The organism is Streptomyces sp. NPDC002573 (assembly GCF_042889625.1).
GTDB lineage: Bacteria > Actinomycetota > Actinomycetes > Streptomycetales > Streptomycetaceae > Streptomyces > Streptomyces gibsoniae.
On the sequence record NZ_JBIARC010000081.1, the window covers coordinates 1 to 24,732 of the forward strand.

Sequence of the window (24,732 nt, forward strand, 5' to 3'; positions counted from 1 at the left end):
GGTTGGAAGCCTAGAGAACTCCCATCCTCGCAGGTCACAAGGCACGTCCTCTCCATGGGGGCACCGTCAGCCGGTCACCGATCGATGGATCCAGGGTCATAGGCGAAGCACTGCGTGTCGTGCGTGGTGTTGCCCGGACAGCGCCGGCACTCTCCTGATCACCATGGGAGACAACCCCGAGCGACTGAACACCGAGGCGTCCTTTGCTGCCCTTTGCGGAGTCAGCCCCATCGAGTACTCCTCTGGCTGGCGGAGCACGCGCCGCTCAACCACGGCGGCGATCGGCAGGCCAACGCCGCCCTGCACCGCATCGTCTTCACCCGCCTGCGCCACGACCCGCGCACCCAGGCGTACTACGAACGCTGCACCCAGGAAGGCAAGACCAGACGCGAGGCGGGGGAGGTGGTCCTGGGAGTGGACACGCACCGGGATGCCCATGTGGCCGCTGGGCTCTCCCTGGTGGGGGAAGTGATCGGCACCGAGGAGTTCCCGGCCAGCGCGGGTGGATACCGAGACCTGTTGGGGTGGGCCAGGGCGTCGGGTACGGTGCGGCGGGCCGGAGTGGGAGGTACCGGTTCCTTCAGGGCTGCCCTGTCCCGCTACCTGCTGGCCCAGGGTGTGGACGTTTTCGATGTGAACCGGTTCGACCGGGCCGACCGCGCCGGCGCGGCAAGTCCGACCCGCTCGATGCCGAGAACGCGGCCCGGGCGGTGCTGAGCGGGCGGGCGCGCGCCCAGGCCAAGACGGGCGATGGGCCGGTGGAGATCGCCCGGATGTACAAACTGGCCAAGGACTCGGCGGTCAAGGCCCGCACGCAGGCGATCAACCAACTCAAGGCCGTCCTCATCCGTGCCGATCCGCAGCTGAGAGAGGAACTCGCCGGGCTGGGCAACGCAGAACTCTTCCGCACCTGCGCCGGGCTCGTCGACGACAGCCTGAACCACGAGGCCGACGAAGGGGCGGTGCTCCATGCCACCCACGTCACCCTGGGGCTCCTGGCCCGGCGCATCAGGCAGCTCAGCGACGAGGTCCAGGACTTGGAAGGCCGCCTGACCCGGCTGGTGGAGCGCCACGCTCCGCAGCTGCTCGAGGTGTGGGCATCGGTCCAGACACGGCCGTCACTTTGCTGATCACGGTAGGGGACAACCCGGAACGCCTGGGCAGTGAGGCATCGTTCGCGGCGCTGTGCGGGGTCAGCCCGGTCGAGCGTTCCTCGGGCAGTCGGCAGTACCGTCGCCTCAACCGGGGCGGCGACCGGCAAGCCAACGCGGCCCTGCACCGGATCGTGCAGACTCGCCTGCGCGTCGACCCGCGCACCCAGGACTACTACGAACGTCGCAGCAAGGAGGGCAAGATCCGGCGCGAGATAGTCCGAAGCCTCAGGCGCAATGCGGCCCGGGAGGTTTTCCACCTGGTCAGACCTGTGCAGTCGTAACCTCCGTTATAGGGGCAGTGTGAGAGCGCCCGAGCCGCGAAGCGGGGGCTTTCGCGGAGTGGTGAGACGACGAAGCCCCACCGGAGCGCTCCGGTGGGGCTTCGTCGTGAAGTCGTCTGCGTCGACGTGCACGATGCGGTTGGCGCCTCATGCAGTCCGTGTTTCTGCGACGCTTTCGCTGGCAAGTTTGTTTGCGATCGCACACATCGGAAGGGGTCCGTAATCCAGAAGCCTGATCGGAACGTCCTGCATGACCCCTCCGCGGAGAGGCGCGGCGGCCCCCCGGCCTGACGGACCGCTGTGCTCTGGAGGTCCGAAGATGAGGACCCCGTCGGATGGTTCCGGCGGGGGTCCTCTGTCTTCTGTTCTGGCCTGCTGAGCGGTAGATGGCGAGGCTTACTCCGTCCTTGTTTGCTGCTCTGTGCCGGGAAGCGATCGTGGCAATAGCTGAAGGCCAGGGGCCTTCTTCGGTGTGGACGCACCCCGCCAGCTGGCCCCTCAAACGCGCCGCCCACCGGGGTGCAGACCACCCACCCACCGCGCCCGTCACCCTCGTTGGCGCCACCAGGCCCGGGAGCGACCGTGCTGCTGACCGTCTCCCGGCTGGCGGCTGGGCTCTCCGCGGCCGGACAGCGTGTGTCACGGTCGCGCCGCTGGCCCCGCCGCGTGCGGAGGCTGCCGCACCAGGTCACCCTCATCGCCCGCTGCCTGACCGAGGCGTCCGTGCTGCGGTCCGCCCGCCGCCTGGAGCCCGGCGCCGACGCGGTGGTGATCCTTACCGCGAGCGAGGCCCTGCACGGGGCTGCCGCCCTCCCCGGTAGGCAGCCGCACTTGCGGTTCGTCCACGAGGCGGTCACGACCGAGGACGCCGTCGTGCGGCTGCTGGGCCGGCTCGCCCTCCGGGGCGAGCAACGGGTGATCGCGGTGTATCCGACCCAGGCCGTCGGTGATCAGTTCGCCGCGGCCTTCGCCGACCTGTCCGCGGTGGTGGGTGCCTTCGCGGTCGACGACGGCCGCCGCCTGAGCGACGCCGAGCGTGACGGAGGCCGGGCCGCGTTCGACATCCACGCCCGCCGAGGCCGTGATCTGCCTGGTCGGCGGCTGGTGGCCCTACAAGGACATCACCGTCCTTGACGCCGCCCTGGCTCGGCTCAAGAGCCCCTGCACCTGGTGGTCACCGGCTCCCCACTCGACGAAGCCGTCCTTCAGCGGTGGCAGGCCCTGCCAGACCTGCGGGTGCACATCGTGCCCGGCCCCGTCAGCGAAGCCGTGCTGCGGCTCGTGTACGCCGCCGCCGACGCCCTCGTTGCCCGCCACCCCGGGACCGGCAAGGAATCCGGCCTCGTCATGGACGCCCGCCCGCCTCGGCGTCCCCCTGATCGTCTCCGAACACGACCCCGCGCTCTCCGCCCGCCTGCACGGCCAGCCCTGGGCCCTGACGTTCCCCGCCGGCGACCCGGACGCCCTCGCAGATGCCCTGCGCACCGTCATCCGCCAGCCGCCCGAGTACCCCGGCCCCCAGGCCCCGGGACTGCTCGGGATGCGGTCGGCCGCCGAGCAGGCCGACTTCCTCACCCGCCCCTTCGCCCCCTTGCGCACGAAGGAGTCCTGAATGCTGAGCATGCCTCCCGCGCTGATCGCCGTCGTCGGCCCCGTCGAGCCGCCTCTGCTGGCCGCCTGGGCCCGCCACTACCGGGGGCTGGGCATCGAGCGGTTCCTGATCGCCTTCCACTTCCCCGACCACGTCCCCGACGCCCAGCGGTACGAACTCCAGGCCGCCTGCCGGGAACTGGGCATCATCCCCACCGGCACCAGCACCGGCCCGTGGCACGAGCACACCAACACCCAGCTCCGCGACGCCCTGCGGCACCGGGCCGGTCCCGGCTGGCACCTGCTGGCCGACGCCGACGAGTTCCAGCAGTACCCCGCCCGGCTGAACGAGGTGATCGCCCAGGCCGAGAAGTCCGGAAACCGGGTGGTGGGCGGTCTGATGCTCGACCGCGTTGCCGCCAGCGGACGCCTGACCGTCTGGAGGCCCGAAAGCGGCCTCGATCTCGCCTATCCCCTCGGCGGCCACCTCACCCACCGGCTCCTGCACGGCGACCCCAGAAAGATCGTCCTCGCCCGCCACGACGTCACCGTCTCCTCTGGCAACCACCGCTCTCCGGGCCACCGGCCGGACACGGACCGCATCTGCGCGGTTCACCATTTCAAGGTACTCCTGGCCGACCTCACCGGCTCCGGGAAGACCACCGTCGCCCAGGCCCTCGCCGACTGCGGCTACCTCCGGCTGTCCGTGGACGAGGAGGTCCACCGCCTCCACGGCCGGTACGGCGTGGACTACCCCGAGCACACCTACTTCGAGCGTGAACGGCCGTGGTCGAAGCGATCAGAGACCGGTTCACCAAGGAGATCGAGGCCGGGAACGACGTCGTCCTGGACCATGGCCTGTGGCGCCGTGCCGAGCGCGGCCGCTTGTGGTCTACCCCCCGGCCGACCGTGCAGAACTGCTGCGGCGCCTGGCCGAACGCAACGAACGCGAGGACGCCAACGCGCTGACCGTCACCCCCGACGCCCTGTACGACTTCTTCGCCCGCTTCGACCCCCCGGCCGACGACGAGGACGTGATCGTCTACACCGGGGACCTGGAGCTGCTCGTGACGGCACTGACCGAGGCCCGGAGACGGTAAAGCAGGGCCACGGTGAGTGCCGTCAGCTACACGAACCGTAGGGGGCCGTGCCGCTGCAAGCGGCGGGCAGGCGGCGGATGTTGCCGTTGGATTCAGCCTGCCCCCGCAGGCGCTCGATCTCCTCGTGCTGGGCGGCAAGCCGTGAGATCGCGAGGGTCTTGAAGGCCGTGAGCTCGGCGAGATCCGTGTCGCGTTCGGTGAGCCGTTCCTTCAGCTCGGCGACCTGGGCCTTCAACCGCTCGATCTGGGATGCCCTGGGGTCCCTGACGACCCCGGCTGCCTGGGCCTCCTTCACTCGCCGTTCGAACTCCTCCGCGAGGTGCTTGGTAGGGGCCGGGGCGCTCTCCCTTCGGGTAAAAGCCCGTGCGGGTCACCCCTCCCTCGGCCGCGAGGGTCTTGAGATCGCAACCGCCGCCCGGCGGGATCGCTCCGGCCAACAGCCGGTCCATCGCTGCCCGGATCGCCTCATCGTTCCGTGCGCGGGTCTCTGCTGTCAGACCTCCCATTTCAGTCCTCCCTTCCGGTCGCGGTCGTCGGGCCCCGCTGGCGGCGTCGATGTCCGCGATGACCTTTTCCGCGCGGGTCAACTCCGCTTCCTAACGGGCGCGTTCGGCTCTCTGCCGGCGCCCGAGCATCCCGACGAACACCTTGTTCTGCTCGACCGTCTTCTCCCAGAGCGGGCGATGACGGGGGTGATGGGTGGCCCGGGGGCAGCGAGCTGAGTCGCACATGCCGATCAGCGGCTGGTCTGCGGTCGGTGTCCCCGCGAGTTTCGGGCACAGCGCCTTGGCAGGGTCGGCGAACCAGCAGTAGTTCGCGGTCCCCAGGTGCAGGGTCTTGGCCCGTTTCGTGAGCATGCCGCGGACCTGCTGGTCGTTAGTGATCACGTTCGGTGCTGTCTGGAGCGCGTCGTCGAGCTGGCCGTCCACGCTCTGGAAGAAGTCCAACAGGTCACGGGCACCAGGGCCGGGTGGCTTGATCCCCGCGCTTGGAACTGCAACGGCCCTACGAACCAGAGCTTCAGCTGCGGGCGGGGGACCGGCATACGGCCGCGCATGCCCGCCGCGGCGGCGGGTACGACCCCCCTCGTACGGGGGCGTCGCGCAAGCGGCCGAGGAGTGAGGGGTGTCGGAAGTGATTCAAAAGCTGCAGGCGGTCGCGCTGGACTGCGCCGATCCGGTACGGCTCGCGGAGTTCTACGCGGATCTCCTCGGCGGCCAGGTGGTCGTGGACCGGGAGGATCCCGACTGGGTCGAGGTGCACGGGTTCGAGGGGACGCCGCTGGCCTGCCAGCGGGTGGACGGCTACCGACCGCCCGAGTGGCCCGGCCAGCAGCGCCCGCAGCAGCTCCACCTGGACTTCGACGTGGACGACCTCGACGGGGAGGAGAAGCGGGCGCTCGCCCTCGGTGCGACCGTGCTTGAGCGGACGGACCAGCTCCGCCCGGGGGCCAATTGGCGGGTCTACGCGGACCCGGCCGGCCACCCGTTCTGCCTTTGCCTCCACTGAGTCCATCGGTCCCATTGCTGGCTCCGAGTGGGCCGGGGCCCCAAGCGACTCCCAGGGGCAACCGAGGCACCCGGAGCGCGAAACCCACGCGCGTGAACCCAACTCACCCTGCACGGCCGGGCACTGTCGGTGCCCGGACGTGTCTGTCGGCGGTGTCCCGGTGCGGGGCGACAGCCTGTTCCTCGACCTCGGACAGGCGGTAGCTGCCCTTGTCGTCCTGGCCGAGATTGTCCAGGAGCAGGGCAAGCGCCCTCGTAGTCACACCGGGCGCGCCGCTGCAGCCTGCCAGCGCGATCACAGCCATCAGCTACCGTCCGGAGCAGCCAGAACCAGACGCAGCGTGCCGGCCGCCTCCCCACCGTCACGGCTCGGCAGTTCCCGCTGTTTGCGCTTGGGTTCGCTCGTCCGGTGGCGGGTGGGGTGCGCAGGGCGAGGACGGCCATGTCGTCGTGGCCGTCGGATAGGCGTTCGTCACGGCCCAACGGTCGTTCGACCCGCCGGCAGCGCCGTCCGTCCGTACGTCGCCGGGGCTGCTCGCTGTCATCTGTCCACAGGTGACCTGGCGGACGCTTCTCCCATGGAGCAGCGGCGGGCGGTCCCGCGACGGGGTAAGGTCCTGGACGACCTCGTACGGGCGGAGCTACAGGTCGTCACCCGGCCCGCGCCGAAATCCGCACCGAAGGCAAAGCTCCAGCCGGGACGGAGCAGGTGACATAAGCGGTGCTGGGCGTCGCTGCTTTGCCGTAGACCATCGTCCTTGCTCGTTGGCGTTGGATAGTCTCAGCGCTGTGACTGCCGATCGCGTTGGAGCCGTGGAACGGTGGGCGTCCCTTCTGGAGAAGACACGCACGTCGACGGGACGGAGCGGGTTCTACTTCGACTTCGACGGGACCCTCGCCCGAATCCAGATCGATCCGGCGACAGTCCTGCCGGTACCAGGCGCTGTGGAGGCACTGACCAGGCTCACCAGCTTGGTGCGTTCCGTCGGAATCGTCTCAGCGCGCCCAGTGGACTTCCTACAATCACGGTTCGGGGAGGTCCCGGGCGTGGTGCTGTACGGGCTGTACGGGCTGGAGCGTTGGCAGTCGGGATCGGCGACTGTTGCTCCCGGTGCTGAGCGGTGGAAACAGGTGGTCTCGGGACTGCTGGCTCGCGCCCGGGAGGAACTGCCGGGTGCGATACTCATCGAGGACAAGCGCCTGTCCATGGCCGTGCACTACCGGCGGGCGCCCCGATTTGAGGAGCGCGCGATTCAATGGGGGCGCGACCAGGCGCGCCGCCACGGCATGATCCTCGAACTCGGTCCGATGACAGTCGAGTTGAAACCGCCGATTGATCGGGATAAGGGCACCGTACTCGCACAGGAGTCCTCGGGGTTGGATTGCGTGTGGTACTTCGGTGATGGCGCACCCGACCTGGCGGCCTTCCGGGCCTTGGAGGGCTGGTCTGCCGCCTCTCCAGACAGGAAGGCGGTGCGCGTCGCGGTCCGTCATCCGGATACCGATGCCACCTTGCTCCATGAGGCCGATGTCATTGTGCAGGGCCCCGACGCGGTTCCTGGCCTCCTCGACGCGGTGAGTACGGCGCTGGATCACCGTCCCAGAGAGTAGACGTGGCACTGCTGCAAGCGTCCCATGTCCGGGGCACGGTCGCGCATGGCCTCGCTGTCCAGTGGCAGTTCGAATACGAGGCCGAAGCCTCTCGTCCCGAAGTCTTTGGCGAGTTGCCGCCAGTCCTGTCGGAGCTTGCGCACCGCCGCCGCCGTGGTGGCCGCACAGGTGCCGGCACAGAGGAACAACCGCGTCCCCTGCCAGTCCACGGCCTCCACCACCGCGTACTCAAGGTAGGCGCCTCCCGCTTCGGACTCCCGACGGCGAAAGGTGCGTTCTGTGTTTCCGTGCACAGCGCGAATGTGGACACCGCGCACGGGTACGCCGTTTTCCTCGCCCAGATAGAACTCGAACGCAAATGGCGCCTGCCTCAGCATGACGTCCGTTGTGCTGTTGTACACCGGCCCGCCGACCAGCACCGCGCAGTCGGTCCGGCGCACCGTGTTCGTTATCTCCTCGAGGGCCGCCTGGCGGTTCGCGGCATACCTCGACACTGGCATGCTGGCTGTGACCCGGCAGCGTAACGGCCGGTAGACGATCCGCTCGGGAAGACCGACGGCTTGCAGCAGCCGGACCACGGGATGGGCGTGAAGCGCGTCGGCAAGATCGAGCGCCTCTCGGTACTCCAACTCGCTGATCGCCGTCCCCGCAAACCCGGCCTGCACTGGGACCGTTCCAGCGGCGCTCGCAGGCGCGATGTCAAAACTGGGCACGACCACGACGACGGAGTTCTTCGAAGACGTGCCGGCATGGAACAGCTTCCACACGCGGCTGCGTCGTGAGAGCCAGGCTGCCGTCAACGCCAGAGCGCTCGCCAAGATGGCCAGCAAGGCAGCGCTAGCGGCATTGGCCAGAACGTCCCGCATGAACCCCATTCGGCCCCCGGTCGCCGTCGTTCGCTATGTGCTCTGCGAGGCGTCATCCTAGGTGCGCATCTGGCCGAGGCGTAGCCCGAGGACAGACATCAGCGGGCTGCACCTCTTCAACCGGAGGACTATGCCCGCGAGGCGCGGCTGACGGGCATGCTGGAGGTCGCAGGACTAGGGACAGCGGCCCTTTAGAACGTCAGCAAGTGACAATCCGTGTGCCTCGACGGTGACAAGAAGCCTGCTCAAGAGGTCGAGTGAGCCCCGTTCACTCGCAGCGGGTTGAGGAGCAGGCCCGCCGTGCGTGCAAACAGGCTGGGCAGGAGGAGCAGTAGGAGCAGGAGCGCCAGCCTCTGGAGACGGCGAAGGCGTGGTGAGGCCGGCCGGAAGCAGGTGGAGGAGCTGTTCGCCGCGGTGGTCGACCGGGCCTGGCGTGAGGAGCAGCTGCGGGTGGAGAGACTGAGGTGAAACGCCTTGCGGCCGCCCCCTGCTACTCCGCTGTGTCCAGAACCCGCCAGCGAGGGCGGCGTGCCTGAATCAGTTGGTCCGGGCCCGTTCGCGTCTCCGCGAAGGGTGGGATGTTCACGCGGACGTCGTCGTCTGGCCGGGTGCCGGATTCGGTCGGGGCCGCTCGGCCGGGCAAGTGCCGGTCAGCAGCAGGGCGTCCTGGCATTCGATCTCTCGCCGGTATCTGCGGTAGGAGAGGTCCAGCCGGTCCCGCAGTCCGCGGGGTCCGGGTTCCCAGGGCAGCACCACGTCCGGGTGGAGCGCGGTCAGTCGCCGCCACGTCGGCCCGAGCAGGAGGAAGGCCCGCAGGTCGTCGAGGAGCCGTCGGCAGCGCACCGTGACCCGCCAGACGGCGGTGAAATGCAGGCCGAGCACGCTGGCCAGGACCGCGGCCTCGGTGAAGACGAAGTTCAGTATGCTGTACCAGGTGAACCAGTTGCCTGCCAGCAGCGGTTGCCCGGCCACCAGGAACAGCCGGTTCACGCAGGTGACCGCGTAGGCCACCATCCCAACGGCCCCCACCGCGACCCCGACGGCGATGTGGCCCCGCACCATCCGGACGATCCGGGCGCAGGCGATCGCCGAGGCTCCGGAGCACGCCAGGAAGAACAGGTTCCCGATCACGTAGATGCCAACGATCCGCCAGTCCCCGGTGTACTGGTTCTGCAGCGGATTGGTGCGCAGGGTCGGCGGGGTCGATGCCATCAGGGCAGCGAGCAGCCCGCTCACCGCCAACGCGGCCAGGAAGAGCCGTCCTCGCCACCAGGGAACCGAGCCGGCCCGCTGCAAGGGCGTCCACAAGTAGGTCGCCAACAGGGCCAGGCTCACCGATACGCCGGTGTCCATGATGATGGAGGCGACGCCGGGCACGGTCGCGATCGGGATCCGCGCGCGGACCGCAGGAATGCCCACGAGTGCGGCGACGGTGAAGCTGCCCAGCGCGGTCAGCAGGAGCGGGGCCTGCCGGGTCGGCCGGGAACCGACCCGGAGGGTCACCATCTTGGCGAGCAGCGCCAGGCACAGGAACGCGGACAACAGTGACTGGAGCCGGGTGATCATGTCAGCTCACGTCCCGCCGAAGTACCGCTGTACGTCCCAGGCCACGCCTGCCTCGGCTCAGTCGTCGATCGCGTACTCGGCGAACGCGGCGGCCAGCAGTTCGGCCTCGCGCTCGGCCGCCGAGTCGTGCACTGAGCGGAACCTGACGACGGCGCCCCCGTCGGGGAGGCCGTCGAGCGCTGACAGCGTCGGCTCGTCGTGCCGGTACCGCTCGCCCTCGTGCTCGCACAGGATGTGGGCGAGTTCGTGCAGCACGATGTGATCACGATGGGCCCCTGTGGCCAGGTCCTGCACGATCACTATGTCGTCGTCGGTTCGGCAGATCCAGACCCCCATCGGGCCCGGGACCGGCAGTCGGGCCTCGATCACCCGGATGGGCCTGCCGCGTGCCGAGCCGATCTGGTCGCACAGTTCGTGGGCGCAGGAGTACGGATCGAGCCGCAAGGAGCGGATGTACTTGCGGCAGTCACGCATGGTGCTCAGCCGACCGTGGGTCACGGGGTCTCTTCCATGGTGTCGAGGATCGCGATGAGCCTGTCCCGTAGCTCGGGCGTCATGCGGCCGGCGCGCAGGGCGATGTGCTGCACCTGGCGGTCCGCGAGTGCGCCGAGCCCGTCGGCGGTGAAGTGGCTGGCCGGCGCGGTGGGGGCGGCTGTGGTGGCGCCGGACGTGAGCCAGCCGACGGTGATCTCCGGATGGTCCTGGGGGAGGTGGTCGTTCACGAACCGGACGAGTGCGATCACCACGGCGATCGAGGGATTGGTGTAGCGCCCGGAGCGGAGCATGCCCAGATAGCTGCGGGAGATCCGGACGCCGTATCGGCCCTCGGAACGGCTGATCAGGTCGGCGACCTCGCCGGTGCCGTATGTCTGCCACCGGCCTCGGCCGTCACGGAATCCGGCTACCGAGAAGAGGTGGTTGATCCGGCCGGTGAGGCTCTCACCACCGCCGGGTCGGCCATCCGTTGGGTTCGTGCTCATCGCCCGGCCCTCGCCCCCAGGGCCGACCGGGCGTGGTCGGCCACGGCTGAGGCCTCCGCCGGGCCCAGGGGACCCGATCGGACGGCTGCCGCGTTGGCGAGGAAGTGCTCGGGCCGGGAGGTCGCCGTCAGGACGGTGGTGACCTGGGGGTGGGCAAGCACCCAGCGCAGCAGGGCCTCGGACCAGCTCGTACAGCCCAGTTCGCGTAGGAAGCCAGCGGGCGGAGGCGCTGACAGCAATGCGCCTTCGCCGAACGGCCGCATCACGATCACACCGATGCCGGCCTCGGCGGCGGCCGGGAGTATGTCCTCGGCAAGGTCAGGCTCCGCAGCGTTCATGTTGACCTGGACGAAGTCCACCAGGTCGGCAGCGAGGACGTGGGCGAGGTCGGCTCGGGTGCCACCCATGCCGAAGGCGTGGTCGAACTGGTAGGTGACGCCGGTGAAACGGACCCGCCCGGCCGTCTTTTGCCGGTTCAGCCAGTCCAGGTTGGCCTGCCATCCGTTGAGGTTGTGCACCTGGAGGAGGTCGATGTTGGAGCGCGCGTAGCCCGCGAGCTGGCGGGCGAAGACAGCCTCGACCGCCTCAGGTTCGGTGTCCCAGATCTTCGTGGCGACGAAGAACGACGGGTCCTCCCGGAGCAGTTGCGCAAGCCGGGGTTCCGCGTCGGAGTAGACCGGGGCGGTGTCCACCAGTTGGGCGCCGACCGTGCGGGCGGCCCCCAGTAGGCCGGCCAGTCGGTCCGGGCCGACTCGTTCGATCGTCCGCCAGGTGCCCAGTCCGAGAACGGGGAGGTCGACACCGGCCTTGCGGGCCAGGCGCCTGGGCACGGTCGAGGTCATCGGTGATCCCTTCACTACGAGAGGCCGGCGCACCGGGGGCAGCGCCGGATGTCAGGGCCGGGCGGACTTTGGGCGGGGCCGGGAAGGTCCCCTTTAGGCGGAGGCCGCGCCCGCGCCGGCCAGTTCCGGCGCCGGCGCGGGGCTGGTGATCTGCGTGGCGTCGAGGAGCCCGGGGAACCGGGCCTCGAGGTCGTCGCGGCGCAGGGTGATGATCCGGGTCGTGCCCCGAACCTCGGTGTGCATGACACCGGACTCGCGCAGCACCTTCAGGTGGTGCGAGAGCGTCGACTTGGCGATCGGGTAGACGAGCTGACCGCAGGAGCGGGAGCCCTCCAGGAACATCACGCGCGCGATGTCCCGGCGGATGGGGTCACTGAGCGCGTGCAGCACCCGATCCAGGGAGAACTCAGACCGGTCGGGGTGGTAGAGCGGGCTGCGCATGGCGACCTCCTTCGCGTCGTCGGCACCAGGGCTGCGCCTTCCCGGCGAGTGCCTCCAGGCCCGACAGTCAGATTCAACGTTCTACGATTATAGAAGAATCGAGGGGTCTCCTTGCCCGGTCATGCGCTCACCCCCGGGCACCAGCACGAGCTTGCCGCCGACGCCGCCGTGCAGGGAGTGCGCAAGTGCCTCGCCGGCCTGCGTCAGCGGGTAGCGGGCGGCTACTGGCAGTTCGAACGGGGCTGTGCCGATCAGGTCGAGGGTGCTCGCCAGTTCCAGCGGGAGATGTTCCAGGAAGGGGACCCCGCGCGCGTGGGCCGCGGGGTCCGGGACGATCGTGACCCGGCGGGTGGCGCCCGCGACGAGCCGGACAGCCGTCTCGGTGGGCTCCAGGCCGCCCGCACAGTCGACCGAGGCGTGGAACGGCGCGTGTTCCGCAAGGCGTTGTGACAGCCCCTGCCCGTAGGCAACCGGGGTCGCCCCCGCGGCGCGCACCAAGCCGTGGCGGGCGGGCGAGGCCGTGCCGACCACCTCGCTCGCGCCCAGCAGCAGGGCGAGTTGCACCACGGCCAGGCCCACGCCGCCGGAGGCGCCATGCACCAGCAGCCGTTCCCCGGACTGCAGCCCCACTCGGCGCAGGGCCGAGTATGCGGTGCCGGCGGCCACCGGCAGGACGGCGGCCTGTTCGTCGGAAAAGCGGTCGGGGCAGAGGGTGAGTTCGTCGGCTTCCTGCGAAGCCGCCACGGCTTCGTACTCCCGGAACGCGCCGGGCCGACCGTGCCGGATGACACGGTCACCGGCCCGGAAGCGATGCACTCCGGCGCCGACCTCCACGACTACGCCCGCCGCCTCGACGCCGAGACAGCCGCCGGGCAGGTCCATCGGGACGTGCTCGCGGACCTCGCCGGAGAGGATCTTCCAGTCGATCGGGTTGACCCCGATCGCGGTGTGCTGGACGACCACCTGACCGGGTCCGGCGACGGGATCGGACACCTGCGCCGGGTACAGGACTCCGGGGTCCCCGTACCGGTCGAAGAGGACGGCGGTGCTCACGCGTTCGCCTCCCGCTTGCTGAAGGCTCCGGCTGCGGCGTACACGCAGAGCGAGACCAGGTAGGCGGCGACGGTGAACCCGGCCACGCCCCAGAACCCCGTGACGTTGCCGAGGAGCACCCCTCCGACGGCGCCGCCGACGGTGGTGCCCACATACATCGCGGAGTTGGAGAGCGAGGAGACGGTGCCTCGGGCGGTCTCGGTCTGCGACTGCAGGATGCTCATGAAGACCGGGAAGACGCACCCGCCGACCATCATCACCAGTGCCAGCAGCGTCAGCGCGACCGCCAGGTTCGGGGCGAGCGGGACCAGACAGTACAGGACGGCCATGGCCAGCACACCGGTCAGCAGGGACCGGTACAGGCCCAGGCGTGCGACCAGGCGGCTGCCGAACAGGGAGCCGATCACGTTGCCCGCGCCCACCGCCATCATCGCGGTGCCGATGGAGGCGACGTTCAGCCCGAAGTCCTTGGTGAACCAGGATCCGTAGAAGGAGATCGCCTCGAAGTTGCCGGTCTGGAAGAGGAGGTAGCCCAGCAGGTACCAGCGCAGCCGGCCGGTTCCCAGCACCGTCTTGTACGTGCCGAGGATGGCCTTCGCTCCGCTGGCCACGCCGGGTCGGCCGGGCACCGAGGGGAAGAGGCGGGCCAGCAGCAGCCACAGCGCCACCGAGAGGCCGCCGATGGTCCAGAAGGGCAGGTGCCAGGAGCCTGCGGCGAGCCAGCTGCCGAGCGGGATGCCGGCGAACTGCGCGATGGACAGCCCCGCAGTGGCGAAGCCCATGGTCCGGACGATCTCCTGGGGTTTCACCAGCACCGGGATGGACGCCCAGATCTGCGGGGAGACGAACGCGGCGCTCACACCGGCGAGGAACCGGAAGAGGATCATGGTCCAGAACCCCTGCGCAAATCCGCACAGCGCGGTCATGACGATGAACCCGGTCAACCCGGTCAGCAGCACCTGGCGCCGGTCCCGCCCGTCCGAGATCGGCCCCGCGATCAGGGCGAAGACGGCGTAGCCCAAGGCGTAGGCGCTGACCATCCAGCCCGAGATGTCGGGGGTGACGTGGAAGGCCCGGGTCAGCGTCGGCAGCAGGGGAGCCACGAGGAAGGTGTCCGTCCCGATGACGAACATCGTGGCGAACGCGAGGAAGGCGACGGTCCGCGAGGAGCGGGCGGTCGGAGGCTGAGTCGGCGTCACGCCGACGGTGGAGGAATGGGATGAGGTAGTGGTCATGTCATCATCACCGCCCAGGAGCGGTTGAGCTTCCCTTCGAGCATGTGGAGTGCCTGTATTGCGATGAATCCTTCGTCGGTGGTCTCCGAGGGGGCACCGGGTACGCGGGAGAAGCCTCCGTCGGCACTCTGGCGGGCGGTGATCCACCGGACGCAGGCCTCGGTGTCGGCCGGCAGCGCGCCCAGCATGTAGAGGGCGCCGATGGCGTGGTACGAGCCGACGAAGCTCTCCGCGCCGTCCGTGCGGTAGCGGAAGCCACCGGTTTCGTTCTGCAGGCCGCGCAGCCACCGCACGGTCTCGTCGGAGTGCGGCGGGCGCAGGCCGAGTGCGATCAGGGCGCCGATCGCACGGAAGGTGGCGAAGGTGTCGGACGGGGAGCCGGGCCGGTTGCCGTAGCCGCCGTCCTGGTTCCGGCAGGCGAGCACGTAGGCCACCAGGTCGTCTTCCCGCTCGGGGCGGGCGCCCAGGGCGACGAGGGTCAGGGTGGCGAGGTGGGAGTGCCAGGCGTCGCAGGGGAAGCCGGGTGCGTTGCCGAAGCCGCCTTCCGGGCGCTGGCAGGATCGCAGGAAGGCCACGCAGGCGTCCCGGTCGAACTCGGGGTGGTGTGCGCCGCCCAGCACGACGGCCGTCAGCACCGCGCAGTAGGTGGTGAACGTCTCGGAGGGCAGGGCGGGTTGTTCGCCGAAGCCGCCGTCCGGGTTCTGCGTGGCGAAGACGCCGGTGAGCACGCCGGGGGTGTTCGGCACCGGTTCGTTAAGGGCCAGCAGGTCGGACACCACGTGCAGCACCGAGAAGGTCTGTGCGGTGCGGTCGGAGCGCAGGCCGAGTGGGGACCGGTAGGGGGTGAGGCCGTAGCCCAGGCCGGAGGCGGTGGAGCGCAGCCAGCGGAGGTAGTTGCCGATGTCGATGAGTCCCTCGGACAGCCGCCCGGTGGTGACGTGTCCCAGGTCGTTGTCGAACGGGTCCGGCTCCGGACGCTCGACGAGCTCCGGCGCAGGGCGGAAGGCGGCCACCCGATCGCCCAGGGCAGCCAGGGCCAGCAGCTGGGTGCGGGTGTGCTTGGCGTGGAAGGGGACGTATGTGGTGTTGCCGACGGCGAACGAGCCGGTGGTGCGGGGGGGCACCATGACGTGTCGGGCGAGGGGGACGGTCGGGTCGACAGGGGTGGAGAACCAGCTGCCCTGGCCGTGGAAGACACCGCCCGCCACGGGGTCGGTGTTGCGTTCCAGCTCGGCTTCGGCCTCCTGCGCGAGGGCTTTCAGGACCCCTCCGCCCGCCTCGCCCGGGTCGTCGAGCGCTGCGACGGTCCGTGCCGCCAGGGCGAGGAGTGCGTGGTCGGCGACGAACTTCGCGGGGAACGGCGAGTCGGGGGCACCGTGCAGGGCGGCGACCGTATCGACGCGCACCACGGAGTCGGCCGAGCTGCGGTCCCAGTAGCCGCCGGTGCCGACGTGCTGATGGTGGTTGTGGATGTGGGCCAGGACCTGGCGTGCCCGGTCCGCGGCGCCGGCGCGACCGCGTCGGTGGAGTGCCGCCCAGGCCAGGGCTGCCAGGGCGGCCGAGCCGGTTCGGTGGCCTCGGAGCGTGTCGGGCACTGCGCGGGGGGTCAGACGGTCCCAGACGGCGTCGCCGTGGACGTAGCGCTCCAGCCGGTCGGCCGCCGCGTCGAGGAAGGCCGAAGTGCTGTCCGAGGTCAGGGCGTCGGCGGCCAGGATCAGTACGGCGGTCTCCTCCAGCGGGCCGGACTCGTCCAGCACCACGCTCGCGGAGCGGTCGAGCCGGGCCGGCCAGTCATGGCCGAGGACCGCTTCCACGATGCGGTCCAACTGGCTCTCTGCCTCAGCGAGCAGAGTGTTGTCGCCGGTCAGCCTCCCGGCCCGGTGCAGGGCCCAGGCGGCGAGCGCCTGTACGGAGGGGGTGCGGACACCGCCGATCGGGTGGGGTGCGCCGGTAACGTCGAGCAGCTCGCAAAAGCCCGGCAGGTCCGGGTCGGTGAACTCCCTGAGGGCACCGAGGAGTTGGCGTGCCAGTTCGGTGTCGTCCGGGCCGGGGAGGGTCAGGAGGGCCAGGGCGGCGTCTTGGAGGGTGCGGTCGGGGGTGATCACATCGGTGGAGTCCCGGCCGAGCACGGCCGGGACGCGGGCCTCTTCGTCCAAGACGTGTTCCCGGACGAAGGTGCGCAGGGAAGGAGGACTGGTCATGGGGTTCCTTGTGGATCCGGAGCGCGTGGGTCGGGCGCCCGCTCCCAAAATTTCGTTGTTCGAAGAAGTTCGAAGTATGGGGGGAGCGTAGCAGAAGTCGCAGGGCAATGGCACTGGCAGGAAAGGGAGTTGGGGGTGAGCGGCGGCGTCAGGAGACCGACGGGGCCTGGCGGGACCGGTCTGCGGTGGAGACCACCCCCGCACTGAAGCCGCCGACGGGCACATCGCCGACGACGACGGAGTCGGGGGCGACGACCGCCCCGTCGCCGAGCCGGCAGGGGCCGACGATTGTCGCCCCCGCGCCGATCACGACTCCGGCGCCGATTCGGACCGGCCCGTCCTGCCAGGGCAGGGCGCGACGGCTCAGATCGTGGCCGCTGGAAACAACCAGGACGCCGTCACCGAGGTCCGCCCCCGGCCCGATGTCGATGCCACCGGACCCCTCGAGGATCGACCAGGCGCCGATCCGGACGTGCCCGCCGACCCGTATGCCCCCGCGAGGTGACGGCCCGTCGGGGCGCCCCATGGCGATCAACCCCGCACCCAGGCGCACGTCGGGGCCGCCCGAGAGGACCGCGTCGAGGAAGCCGCCCCCGCCCGAGGTCCAGTGGGCGGGCACAGGCGCCCGGCCGGTATCGGCGCGGGCCCGGACCCGGTCGATGATGGCGGTGAAGTCGGGCGCCTCGCCCTCCCGCACCTGCCGTCGACGCAGCGTGCGCGCCGGGCGGCCCACGACGATCACGTCGGAGGGGATGTCCGCGACGACGTGCGCTCCGGCAGCGACCACGGCCCCGGAGCCGATGCGGACTCCGGGTTCGACCACGGTCCGCGCGCCGATCCAGGCGCCGGCCCCGATTGTGACGGGGGCGGCGCCCGGACGTCCGATCCGGGCCAGTGAGGCGATCTGGCAGCCGCTCGCCACGCGGACCCCGTCCAGCCGGCAGCGGAAACCGACGAAGACCCCGCCTGCGAGGGCGGAGCCGCTCACCGACGTACCGAACCGGATCCAGGTGCCAGGCCCGACGGTCGTGCCGGACCCCATCACGGTGTCGCCCTCTATGAACGCCGACGGCGAATAATATTCCATGCAGCCCGAAACTAGTGTTCCGCGGCCCGCCCCGCAACCCACCTTCAAGGTTTCCGTTTGTTCTTTCGGCGCGGTTCACCCGGAATCGAAACCGGTCCAGATTCACGCCCATCGGTGGAATATTGAATTCCGCTTCTGCTTCTCACGTGCAACTTGACGAAGCCCTTACCCTCCGTGTGATCGTCGTCACGACGCGCTGACCACGGCATTGGCTAGTATAGTGTTGCGCAGGCATGTTCGACGTTCTACGATCATCGAGCATCGCCTCCGAGCCGCGACTGCGTACAGGCTCGGCGTGCACGGGGGCAACGGGGGATCGCCGGACTGGGCGATATCTCTTCGTTCTCTCTTCTTCCGCATTTCTCTGGGCGCGCCATGCGCCGCGGCATATCTAGTGGCACCGTCGAAGGGCGGATACATTTCATGCACATACTGGTGACCGGTGGCGCTGGTTTCATCGGTGGAAATTATGTGAGAAGACTTCTCGACGGCCGGTCCAACCTCCCGGTCGACCGCGTGACCGTGCTCGACAAGTTGACCTACGCGGGCAACCTCGCCAACCTCGCCCCGGTGGCGGACCATCCCGGACTGCGGTTTGTCCAGGGCGACATTGCCGACGCTGACCTCGTCCCGAAGTTGCTCGGCGACGTGGACGCGGTCGTCAACTTCGCCGCCGAGACCCACGTCGACCGTTCCATCCACGATCCGGCCGAGTTCGTCCGGACCAACGTCCTCGGCACCCAGAACCTGCTGGACGCCGCACGGACCGTCCACCTGCCGAGGTTCGTCCACATCTCCACGGACGAGGTCTACGGATCCATCGACGAGGGTGCCTGGACCGAGGAATGGCCCCTGACCCCCAACTCGCCCTACGCGGCCGCCAAGGCGGGCGCCGACCTGCTCGCCCTGGCCCACACGCGAACCCACGGGCTCAACCTCTCCATCACGCGCTGCAGCAACAACTACGGCCCGTACCAGTTCCCGGAGAAGGTCATCCCGCTCTTCGTCACCACCCTCCTGCAGGGCGGATCGGTGCCGCTGTACGGCGACGGCCTCAACGTCCGTGACTGGCTCCACGTCGACGACCACTGCCGGGGCATCGACCTCGTCCTCGCCAAGGGCGAGTCCGGAGAGGTATACAACATCGGCGGCGGCCGGGAACTGAACAACCGCCGCCTCACCGAACTGATCCTCAACGCCTGCGGTGCCGACTGGTCCGCCGTCCGCCCGGTCGCCGACCGCAAGGGCCACGACCGCCGCTACGCCCTGGACGACTCCAAACTGCGCGCCCTCGGCTACCGCCCCGAAGTGGCCTTCGAGGACGGCCTCGCCGGGACCATCACCTGGTACCGGGAGCACACCGACTGGTGGCGCCCCCTTCTCTCCGGCACCCCCGGCGTCCGCACCGCGGACGCGAGCACGAGCGCCGACGCCGGCTGACTGCCTGTCCCACCTCACCCGCCCAAGGCCCGGCGCCCAGCGAACCGGCGCGCCCTGTGCCAAGAGCCCCGAAGGGGGAAACCATGCGAGGCATCATCCTCGCAGGCGGCTCCGGCACCCGCCTGCGCCCACTCACCAGCGTGCACTCCAAACAGTTGCTGCCGGTCTACGACAAGCCGATGATCTACTACCCGCTGTCCGTGCTCATGCAGGCCGGCATCACCGAGATCCTGGTCATCTCGGCCCCCGAGCACCTCGACAGCTACCGGGCGCTCCTCGGTGACGGCGCACGCCTGGGCGTCTCGCTCGCCTACGCCGTGCAGCAAAAACCGGGCGGCATCGCCGAAGCCCTCGTCATCGGCGGCCCGTTCACCGACGGCCAGGACATCTGCCTCATCCTCGGGGACAACATCTTCTACGGGCACCGGCTGCCCGACATGCTCCGTGCCGAGGCCGGCCGCCTCGACGGCTGCACCCTCTTCGGCTATCCGGTCAGCGACCCGGAACGGTACGGGGTGGCCACCGTCGACGAAGCGGGCCACATCGTCACTCTCGAGGAGAAGCCCACCGCTCCCAGCTCCAACCTCGCCGTCACCGGTCTGTACATGTACGACGGCGACGCAGCCCGCCGGGCCGCCGAACTGGCCCCCTCCGACCGCGGCGAGCTGGAGATCACCGACCTCAACCTCACCTACGTCCACGAGAACCGGGCCCGCCTGGTCAACCTGGGACGCGGCTCGGCCTGGTTCGACACCGGCACCCACGACAGCCTCCTGGAGGCCGCGATGTTCGTGCAGGTGCTGGAGAAGCGCCAAGGCATCCGGATCTCCTGCCTGGAGGAGGTCGCCTACCGGATGGGCTACATCGACCGCGAGCAGCTGGCCCTGCTCGGCAAGGAGCTCTCCCCCTCATCCGGCTACGGACAGTACGTGATGGAGCTGGCGAGCGCCTGATCCGCCCGCCCCGTACCCACCTCGAAAGGTCCCACAGATGAAGGTCCTCCACCTGCCGGCCGAGACCGGCACCGGCCACAACATGCGGGCCCTCGCAGTGGCCGCGAAGGTACGCACCCTGTTCCCCGAATCGGAGCAGCATGTGTACCTCGGTTCCAAGAGCACCCTGTTCACCCCGATGTTCGAGGACCTCGGCGTGCACGTGCACACCGCCTCCGATCAGCGAGACCACGCCAACACCTCGCAACTCACCCGACGCTTCGACTGGAACTCGTACGTCACCGGTTACCTCAACCGCACGTTCATCAGCGGCGACCGGATGCTCGCCGCAGTCGCGCTGATCGGCTCCGTCCGACCCGATGTCATCGTCAGCGACTTCAACGTCGCCGCGTGCCTGGCCGCCGAGATCTCCGGGATCCCCTACGTCCTGATCACCGAGCGCTACGACTTCACCCTCGGCCAAATCAGCAACGCCTCCCTCCTGGAGGCCGGCTTCGTCCTCGACGACCCGGAAGAAATCGACGCCATCCGGACCTCTCTCACCACACTCTTCGCATGGGTGACCCGCCGGGCCCGCGCCGTCCTCACCGACAAGCCCAGTGTTCCCGAACTCGACCAGGGGACCCCGGTGTTCGACGCCCTCGCGGCCGGCAACGGCCACGTCGTCGGCCCGATCGTCCGCGACGAATGCGCAGCCGACCCGGCGCCGCGCGCCGAGATCGACGCCCGCTTCGGTCTGCACGGCGCCGAGTACGCCATCGTCGGCTTCGGCGGCACCACCATGTTCACCGAGAACAAGGAACGGCTGCTCAGTGAGTACCTCACCGCCTTCGAGAAGCTGCGCACCGACCACCCCAACGCCCGACTCGTCGTGATCGGCCGCCAGACGTTCACCGAGGAGGTCGACGGAGTCGTCCTCCTCGACTACGTCTCCGACTGGCACTCCTTGGTCAAGCACGCCAAGGTCATCCTCTCGCCCCCCGGCTGGCTCTCGGTCACCGAGCTCGCCGTGATGGACGCCCCGGTCGCCTACGTGCTCAGCGGACGGGACGAGTATCACGAGCGGGAGGCCATGACCCGGCTCGACCACCTCGGATACACCACGGCCACCGAGCCCGACGCCGGCACCCTGCTCGCCATCCTGCGCACGGCCTTCGACGAACCGGAGACCTTCCGCCATCGGGCAGCGCAGGCGTCCCGCGCCATCGCACCGACGGGCAACGGGGCCGAGGCGGCCGCGAAACTGATCGGCCACGTAGTGGCCGAGGCCTCCGCCTGCCGGGAGCCCGCCGAAGAGGTCTGACCCGCTGCCCGAACCGGCCGTACGTGCCACCACGCCCACGCCACGAGACCATCACCGACCCAAGGGTGTTTCGATTGTCCACGTACCCCGAATTCGCCGAGCCCCCCGCGCTGCCGTCGGCGACCCGCATGATGCTGCACAACGAAGGCTCCACGACCGTGCTGCTGCAATCACTCATGAACTCCCCGCTCTCTGCCGAGGTGCTGCCCGAACCCGATCCGGCGGCTGTGCGGACCTGCACTCACCTCACCGACGTGTTCGGTCCCGGCCTCCACCCTGACCTGCGGATCCGCCGCTCCCGCCTGCGCGACCGCACGGGCGCCGTGGTCAGCGAGAACCTGATCACCTTCCGCCAGGCCGACGCCGCCCACGTCATACCCCAAGGCGACACCCCCTTCGGCCTGCACACGCGCGGCTTGGGCCTGTACGAACGCCGCCGGATCTTCGCCACCGGCCTCACCGTCGAACGCTTCGGCCTGCTTCCCGCCGGCGCTCCCGGCCGCGCCTACGAGATCGCCTTCTCCAATCACGCCGCGGTCCTCGTGCACGAGGTCTTCAATCCCCGCTTCGTGACCACCACAGCCGTAGCAGGCACGCGACCACCCGCCGTGCTCCCCGACCACCAGCCCCGCTGGCCCGACCCTCGGGAGACGGCCCACGTCCGACGGGTCCTCGCTCACGCCGACCCGCTCGTCCCGATGGCCGAAGCCCGCGCCCTGCGCACCGAACTCGCCAGCCCCTCCTTCCTCCTCCAAGGCGGCGACTGCGCCGAGACCTTCGCCGACAACACCCCCCGCTCCGTACGCAACCGTGTCGACCTGCTGCGGGCCATGTCCGAGCGGATCGCCCAAGGCTCCGGGGCCCGGGTCGTCACCGTCGGGCGGATCGCCGGCCAATACGCCAAGCCGCGCTCGTCATCCGTCGAACGACGCGGCGACACCTCCCTCCCCTCCTACCTCGGCGACGCCGTCAACGCCGCCGCCTTCACCAAGGCCGGCCGCATCCCCGACCCGAAGAACCTGCTGCGCGCCTACCGCGAGTCGGCCAAGACGCTCTCCTTCCTGGCCGGTTCAGGGCTCTACACCTCCCACGAGGCCCTGCTCCTCGACTACGAACTTCCGCAGATCCGCACCTCACCCGTCGACGGCGCCCGCTGGGCCCACTCCGGCCACATGCTGTGGATCGGAGAGCGCACCCGGTCGCTCACCGGCCCGCACATCGCCTTCGCCTCCAGCATCGCCAACCCGATCGCCGTCAAGATCGGCCCCGGCTGCACTCCCGACGAACTCCTCGCCCTGCACGCGGTCCTCAACCCGGACAACATCCCCGGCCGACTCACCTTCGTCCTGCGGATGGGCCGGGCACTGGCTTACGAACGTGCCCGGGAACTGCTCACGGGGGCCTCCACCGCGCACCTGGCCGATCGCTTCGTCAGCGACCCCATGCACGGCAACGGGGTCACCAGCCCGGGTGGGATAAAAACCCGCACCATGCGGGCGATCGAGGAAGAACTGTGCGGCTTCTTCGCCGCCTGCCGGGAGATCGGCACTCCGCCCGGCGGTGTGCACTTGGAGCTCTCCGGAGACGACGTCACCGAGTGCGTGGACGTGAACATCGACGACGCCTGGCTCGGACACCGCTACCGCACCTCGTGCGACCCCCGTCTCAACCCGTCCCAGTCCCTCCAATTGGCCGACCTGGTCGCATCCCTCCTGGTCACCACCACCCCGGCACTCAGCCTGCCCGCCTGAGCAGCAGCCGACTGCCAGGCCGAGGCACCGGCAACGCGCGCGCCGACCCCAACCACGCCGATGTGGTCGCGCCATCGCCGGCCAAGTGAGCAAGTCCCGCGCCCGATTCGGCGGACCGCATGGAGAGCCGGTCGCACGTCTGGCGGGCCGGAGGGGGAAGACCGGCACCCTGACAGTGAGGCGGGCGACCTCTCCCCGCCCCACCACGACATCCGACCGGCACCGCAAGTAGACCCGGTAGCGGCACCCGGTCACTGCCACCGCCGCCCGAGGCGGCCCCGTCCCGACTCAGAAAGGCGCCCACCCATGCGCGGAATCATCCTCGCCGGAGGCTCTGGCACCCGGCTCCGCCCGCTGACCAGCGTCCATTCCAAACAGTTACTGCCGGTCTACGACAAGCCGATGATCTATTACCCGCTCTCGGTGCTGATGCAGGCCGGGATCCGAGAGACCCTGATCATCTCCACCCCCGAGCACCTGGACGTCTACCGCTCTCTCCTCGGCGACGGAGGTCAGCTCGGCATCCGCCTTAAGTACGCCGTCCAGGACCAACCCAAGGGCCTGGCCGAAGCCCTGCTGATCGGCCGCGAGTTCGTCGGGAACGAGCAAGTCTGCCTGATCCTCGGCGACAACATCTTCTACGGGCACCAACTGCCCGACATGCTGCGCGCCGAGGCCGCCCGCCTCGACGGCTGCACCCTCTTCGGGTACCCCGTCAGTGATCCCGAGCGCTACGGCGTGGCCACCGTCGACGAGGCGGGTACCATCCTCACCCTGGAGGAGAAGCCCACGGCTCCCCGCTCCAACCTCGCCGTCACGGGCCTCTACCTCTACGATAACGACGCCCTGGACCACGCTGCGCGGCTCGCACCCTCGGCCCGCCAGGAACTGGAGATCACCGACCTCAACCTCCGCTACGTGGAGCAGGGCCGGGCACGCCTCGTCAACCTCGGACGCGGCTCCGCCTGGTTCGACACCGGCACCCACGACAGCTTGCTGGAGGCCTCCCTCTTCGTGCAGCTGCTGGAAAAGCGCCAGGGTATTCGCATCTCCTGCGTGGAGGAAGTCGCCTACCGCATGGGCTACATCGACGCCGAGCAGCTCACCGTCCTCGGCACAGGACTGTCCCCCTCCACCAGCTACGGCCGGTACATCCTGGAACTGGCCAGCGCCGCATGACCACCGCTGCGACCCCCAGCGGGCTGGCGGCCCCCGTCGCGGCAGGCCCAACCGTCCCCACCCTTGACCCGGCGTCGCAGGCCTCCGCGGGCCGTGGCTGGGTCACCAGGGTCGGCCGCCTCGGCGCGATCGTGGGCACCGCACCGGGCAGGGCCGTCGTTGCCCACGGCGTTCGGCAGTGGGTCTTCGTCACTTTCGCCGAGACCGGCCTGACCGGTGCGCTGGCGATCCATCTCGCAGAAAGACTCATGTCACTCGGACATCGGATGCCCCAACAGGCAATGCTCTCCCCGTCACCACGCCCGGCGCGCTCCCCCAAGCCCTTCGAGCAGGGGGCACCCCCAGAGCACGCTCCCCACGCTCGGCTCCGCTCGCGCGGGAGGATCCCCACGAACGTGGAGGCGGCGGACGGGACCACCCTTGTCCGGGTCCGCGACGAGGACCTGACCCTCATCCGGGAGGCAGCGTGAGCAGGTTGCGCTGGCTGACCGCGGGGGAGTCCCACGGTCCCGCACTTGTCGCGACGCTGGAGGGCCTTCCCGCCGGCGTGCCGATCACCACGGACATGGTGGCGGATCACCTCGCGCGGCG

28 protein-coding genes and 1 pseudogene are annotated in these 24,732 nt (G+C 69.7%); 16 read left to right on the forward strand and 13 right to left on the reverse strand.

The genetic code is table 11. The annotated features are described in order from the left end of the window. Nucleotides 1–163: 163 nt before the first annotated feature. The 7 genes from ACFYX0_RS40175 to ACFYX0_RS40205 all read left to right on the forward strand — a co-directional run bounded on the left by ACFYX0_RS40175 (nt 164) and on the right by ACFYX0_RS40205 (nt 4,166). The gene (locus tag ACFYX0_RS40175) at nt 164–472 is read left to right on the forward strand and encodes a transposase (protein WP_388978839.1); all 309 of its coding nucleotides are present in this window, start codon (nt 164–166) and stop codon (nt 470–472) included. Next, nucleotides 469–717, forward strand: coding sequence for a hypothetical protein (locus tag ACFYX0_RS40180; protein ID WP_388978897.1), 249 nt, complete (start codon nt 469–471; stop codon nt 715–717). The genes ACFYX0_RS40175 and ACFYX0_RS40180 overlap by 4 nt, the downstream gene beginning before the upstream one ends. Continuing rightward, on the forward strand, nt 711–1,130 hold the full coding sequence (locus tag ACFYX0_RS40185; protein WP_388978841.1) for a hypothetical protein: 420 nt from the start codon (nt 711–713) through the stop codon (nt 1,128–1,130). Before ACFYX0_RS40180 ends, ACFYX0_RS40185 begins: the two co-directional genes overlap by 7 nt. After that, entirely contained in the window at nt 1,124–1,435 is a 312-nt protein-coding gene (locus tag ACFYX0_RS40190) for a transposase (RefSeq protein ID WP_388978844.1), read from the forward strand. The genes ACFYX0_RS40185 and ACFYX0_RS40190 overlap by 7 nt, the downstream gene beginning before the upstream one ends. Nucleotides 1,436–2,017: 582 nt before the next feature. Next, a complete protein-coding gene (locus tag ACFYX0_RS40195; RefSeq protein ID WP_388978846.1) occupies nt 2,018–2,569 on the forward strand; it encodes a hypothetical protein in 552 nt (183 codons plus the stop codon). A gap of 172 nt (nt 2,570–2,741) precedes the next feature. Then, complete coding sequence (locus ACFYX0_RS40200) at nt 2,742–3,047, forward strand: glycosyltransferase (RefSeq protein WP_388978849.1); 306 nt, start codon at nt 2,742–2,744, stop codon at nt 3,045–3,047. Beyond that, entirely contained in the window at nt 3,048–4,166 is a 1,119-nt protein-coding gene (locus ACFYX0_RS40205) for a glycosyltransferase family 2 protein (RefSeq protein ID WP_388978851.1), read from the forward strand. It abuts the gene before it with no gap. Here ACFYX0_RS40205 and ACFYX0_RS40210 read toward each other — a convergent pair. Together ACFYX0_RS40210 and ACFYX0_RS40215 are read right to left on the reverse strand one after the other, a co-directional pair. After that, nucleotides 4,148–4,420 (reverse strand): hypothetical protein, encoded by a 273-nt coding sequence (locus tag ACFYX0_RS40210; protein ID WP_388978854.1) that lies wholly within the window; start codon nt 4,418–4,420, stop codon nt 4,148–4,150. The two genes, ACFYX0_RS40205 and ACFYX0_RS40210, sit on opposite strands and share 19 nt — an antisense overlap. Nucleotides 4,421–4,721: 301 nt before the next feature. Continuing rightward, nucleotides 4,722–5,072, reverse strand: coding sequence for a hypothetical protein (locus ACFYX0_RS40215; protein WP_388978855.1), 351 nt, complete (start codon nt 5,070–5,072; stop codon nt 4,722–4,724). 187 nt (nt 5,073–5,259) lie between these two features. Between ACFYX0_RS40215 and ACFYX0_RS40220 the strand changes: the two genes are divergently transcribed. Next, nucleotides 5,260–5,634 (forward strand): VOC family protein, encoded by a 375-nt coding sequence (locus tag ACFYX0_RS40220; protein WP_388978900.1) that lies wholly within the window; start codon nt 5,260–5,262, stop codon nt 5,632–5,634. Nucleotides 5,635–5,737: 103 nt separating this feature from the next. Here the strand turns inward: ACFYX0_RS40220 and ACFYX0_RS40225 are convergent, their stop codons facing one another. Beyond that, entirely contained in the window at nt 5,738–5,938 is a 201-nt protein-coding gene (locus ACFYX0_RS40225) for a hypothetical protein (protein ID WP_388978858.1), read from the reverse strand. A gap of 508 nt (nt 5,939–6,446) precedes the next feature. Here ACFYX0_RS40225 and otsB point away from each other — a divergent pair. Next, on the forward strand, nt 6,447–7,244 hold the full coding sequence (gene otsB / locus ACFYX0_RS40230; RefSeq protein WP_388978903.1) for a trehalose-phosphatase: 798 nt from the start codon (nt 6,447–6,449) through the stop codon (nt 7,242–7,244). On the opposite strand, the gene ACFYX0_RS40235 is transcribed toward otsB, so the two are convergent. The 10 genes from ACFYX0_RS40235 to ACFYX0_RS40280 all read right to left on the reverse strand — a co-directional run bounded on the left by ACFYX0_RS40235 (nt 7,226) and on the right by ACFYX0_RS40280 (nt 17,515). Further along, nucleotides 7,226–8,110: a hypothetical protein gene (locus ACFYX0_RS40235; RefSeq protein WP_355919170.1), complete on the reverse strand. Its 885-nt coding sequence runs from the start codon at nt 8,108–8,110 to the stop codon at nt 7,226–7,228. The two genes, otsB and ACFYX0_RS40235, sit on opposite strands and share 19 nt — an antisense overlap. Nucleotides 8,111–8,692: 582 nt before the next feature. Next, complete coding sequence (locus ACFYX0_RS40240; protein ID WP_388978861.1) at nt 8,693–9,676, reverse strand: MAB_1171c family putative transporter; 984 nt, start codon at nt 9,674–9,676, stop codon at nt 8,693–8,695. Between the two features lie 57 nt (nt 9,677–9,733). Beyond that, nucleotides 9,734–10,174 carry a hypothetical protein gene (locus ACFYX0_RS40245; RefSeq protein WP_388978863.1) on the reverse strand — a complete coding sequence of 147 codons (441 nt, stop codon included), beginning with the start codon at nt 10,172–10,174 and terminating at the stop codon, nt 9,734–9,736. Continuing rightward, on the reverse strand, nt 10,171–10,656 hold the full coding sequence (locus tag ACFYX0_RS40250; protein WP_388978866.1) for a hypothetical protein: 486 nt from the start codon (nt 10,654–10,656) through the stop codon (nt 10,171–10,173). The genes ACFYX0_RS40245 and ACFYX0_RS40250 overlap by 4 nt, the downstream gene beginning before the upstream one ends. After that, nucleotides 10,653–11,498, reverse strand: coding sequence for an aldo/keto reductase (locus ACFYX0_RS40255; protein ID WP_388978869.1), 846 nt, complete (start codon nt 11,496–11,498; stop codon nt 10,653–10,655). Before ACFYX0_RS40255 ends, ACFYX0_RS40250 begins: the two co-directional genes overlap by 4 nt. Nucleotides 11,499–11,591: 93 nt before the next feature. After that, complete coding sequence (locus ACFYX0_RS40260; RefSeq protein WP_355919187.1) at nt 11,592–11,939, reverse strand: helix-turn-helix domain-containing protein; 348 nt, start codon at nt 11,937–11,939, stop codon at nt 11,592–11,594. Nucleotides 11,940–12,026: 87 nt separating this feature from the next. Then, a complete protein-coding gene (locus ACFYX0_RS40265; protein ID WP_388978872.1) occupies nt 12,027–12,992 on the reverse strand; it encodes an NADP-dependent oxidoreductase in 966 nt (321 codons plus the stop codon). Beyond that, nucleotides 12,989–14,227 carry an MFS transporter gene (locus ACFYX0_RS40270; RefSeq protein ID WP_388978875.1) on the reverse strand — a complete coding sequence of 413 codons (1,239 nt, stop codon included), beginning with the start codon at nt 14,225–14,227 and terminating at the stop codon, nt 12,989–12,991. Before ACFYX0_RS40270 ends, ACFYX0_RS40265 begins: the two co-directional genes overlap by 4 nt. Further along, nucleotides 14,224–16,428 (reverse strand): prenyltransferase/squalene oxidase repeat-containing protein, encoded by a 2,205-nt coding sequence (locus ACFYX0_RS40275; protein WP_388978877.1) that lies wholly within the window; start codon nt 16,426–16,428, stop codon nt 14,224–14,226. Before ACFYX0_RS40275 ends, ACFYX0_RS40270 begins: the two co-directional genes overlap by 4 nt. A 148-nt stretch (nt 16,429–16,576) precedes the next feature. After that, complete coding sequence (locus tag ACFYX0_RS40280; RefSeq protein WP_388978880.1) at nt 16,577–17,515, reverse strand: acyltransferase; 939 nt, start codon at nt 17,513–17,515, stop codon at nt 16,577–16,579. A gap of 423 nt (nt 17,516–17,938) precedes the next feature. Between ACFYX0_RS40280 and rfbB the strand changes: the two genes are divergently transcribed. The 7 genes and pseudogenes from rfbB to ACFYX0_RS40315 form a co-directional block, all read left to right on the forward strand. Continuing rightward, on the forward strand, nt 17,939–18,955 hold the full coding sequence (gene rfbB / locus ACFYX0_RS40285; RefSeq protein WP_388978883.1) for a dTDP-glucose 4,6-dehydratase: 1,017 nt from the start codon (nt 17,939–17,941) through the stop codon (nt 18,953–18,955). Between the two features lie 83 nt (nt 18,956–19,038). Then, the gene (rfbA, locus tag ACFYX0_RS40290) at nt 19,039–19,908 is read left to right on the forward strand and encodes a glucose-1-phosphate thymidylyltransferase RfbA (RefSeq protein ID WP_355919205.1); all 870 of its coding nucleotides are present in this window, start codon (nt 19,039–19,041) and stop codon (nt 19,906–19,908) included. Between the two features lie 37 nt (nt 19,909–19,945). Continuing rightward, nucleotides 19,946–21,211: a hypothetical protein gene (locus ACFYX0_RS40295; RefSeq protein WP_388978885.1), complete on the forward strand. Its 1,266-nt coding sequence runs from the start codon at nt 19,946–19,948 to the stop codon at nt 21,209–21,211. A gap of 74 nt (nt 21,212–21,285) precedes the next feature. Beyond that, a complete protein-coding gene (locus ACFYX0_RS40300) occupies nt 21,286–22,962 on the forward strand; it encodes a 3-deoxy-7-phosphoheptulonate synthase (protein WP_388978888.1) in 1,677 nt (558 codons plus the stop codon). A 306-nt stretch (nt 22,963–23,268) separates the two neighbouring features. Beyond that, a complete protein-coding gene (gene rfbA / locus ACFYX0_RS40305) occupies nt 23,269–24,141 on the forward strand; it encodes a glucose-1-phosphate thymidylyltransferase RfbA (protein WP_388978891.1) in 873 nt (290 codons plus the stop codon). Beyond that, nucleotides 24,138–24,611, forward strand: a complete 474-nt coding sequence (locus tag ACFYX0_RS40310; protein WP_388978894.1) for a hypothetical protein — start codon at nt 24,138–24,140, stop codon at nt 24,609–24,611. Before rfbA (ACFYX0_RS40305) ends, ACFYX0_RS40310 begins: the two co-directional genes overlap by 4 nt. Beyond that, nucleotides 24,608–24,732, forward strand: a pseudogene (locus tag ACFYX0_RS40315) (chorismate synthase); the annotation flags it as partial. The gene ACFYX0_RS40310 and the pseudogene ACFYX0_RS40315, both read left to right, overlap by 4 nt.

Excerpts from the sequence above, each read along its gene's own strand:
- ACFYX0_RS40175 (WP_388978839.1), top strand. The coding sequence starts at position 164 with ATGGGAGACAACCCCGAGCGACTGAACACCGAGGCGTCCTTTGCTGCC.
- ACFYX0_RS40205 (WP_388978851.1), top strand. The coding sequence starts at position 3,048 with ATGCTGAGCATGCCTCCCGCGCTGATCGCCGTCGTCGGCCCCGTCGAG.
- ACFYX0_RS40225 (WP_388978858.1), bottom strand. The coding sequence starts at position 5,938 with ATGGCTGTGATCGCGCTGGCAGGCTGCAGCGGCGCGCCCGGTGTGACT.
- ACFYX0_RS40235 (WP_355919170.1), bottom strand. The coding sequence starts at position 8,110 with ATGCGGGACGTTCTGGCCAATGCCGCTAGCGCTGCCTTGCTGGCCATC.
- ACFYX0_RS40240 (WP_388978861.1), bottom strand. The coding sequence starts at position 9,676 with ATGATCACCCGGCTCCAGTCACTGTTGTCCGCGTTCCTGTGCCTGGCG.
- ACFYX0_RS40250 (WP_388978866.1), bottom strand. The coding sequence starts at position 10,656 with ATGAGCACGAACCCAACGGATGGCCGACCCGGCGGTGGTGAGAGCCTC.
- ACFYX0_RS40255 (WP_388978869.1), bottom strand. The coding sequence starts at position 11,498 with ATGACCTCGACCGTGCCCAGGCGCCTGGCCCGCAAGGCCGGTGTCGAC.
- ACFYX0_RS40260 (WP_355919187.1), bottom strand. The coding sequence starts at position 11,939 with ATGCGCAGCCCGCTCTACCACCCCGACCGGTCTGAGTTCTCCCTGGAT.
- ACFYX0_RS40270 (WP_388978875.1), bottom strand. The coding sequence starts at position 14,227 with ATGACCACTACCTCATCCCATTCCTCCACCGTCGGCGTGACGCCGACT.
- ACFYX0_RS40275 (WP_388978877.1), bottom strand. The coding sequence starts at position 16,428 with ATGACCAGTCCTCCTTCCCTGCGCACCTTCGTCCGGGAACACGTCTTG.
- ACFYX0_RS40280 (WP_388978880.1), bottom strand. The coding sequence starts at position 17,515 with ATGGAATATTATTCGCCGTCGGCGTTCATAGAGGGCGACACCGTGATG.
- rfbB (WP_388978883.1), top strand. The coding sequence starts at position 17,939 with ATGCACATACTGGTGACCGGTGGCGCTGGTTTCATCGGTGGAAATTAT.
- rfbA (WP_355919205.1), top strand. The coding sequence starts at position 19,039 with ATGCGAGGCATCATCCTCGCAGGCGGCTCCGGCACCCGCCTGCGCCCA.
- ACFYX0_RS40295 (WP_388978885.1), top strand. The coding sequence starts at position 19,946 with ATGAAGGTCCTCCACCTGCCGGCCGAGACCGGCACCGGCCACAACATG.
- rfbA (WP_388978891.1), top strand. The coding sequence starts at position 23,269 with ATGCGCGGAATCATCCTCGCCGGAGGCTCTGGCACCCGGCTCCGCCCG.
- ACFYX0_RS40310 (WP_388978894.1), top strand. The coding sequence starts at position 24,138 with ATGACCACCGCTGCGACCCCCAGCGGGCTGGCGGCCCCCGTCGCGGCA.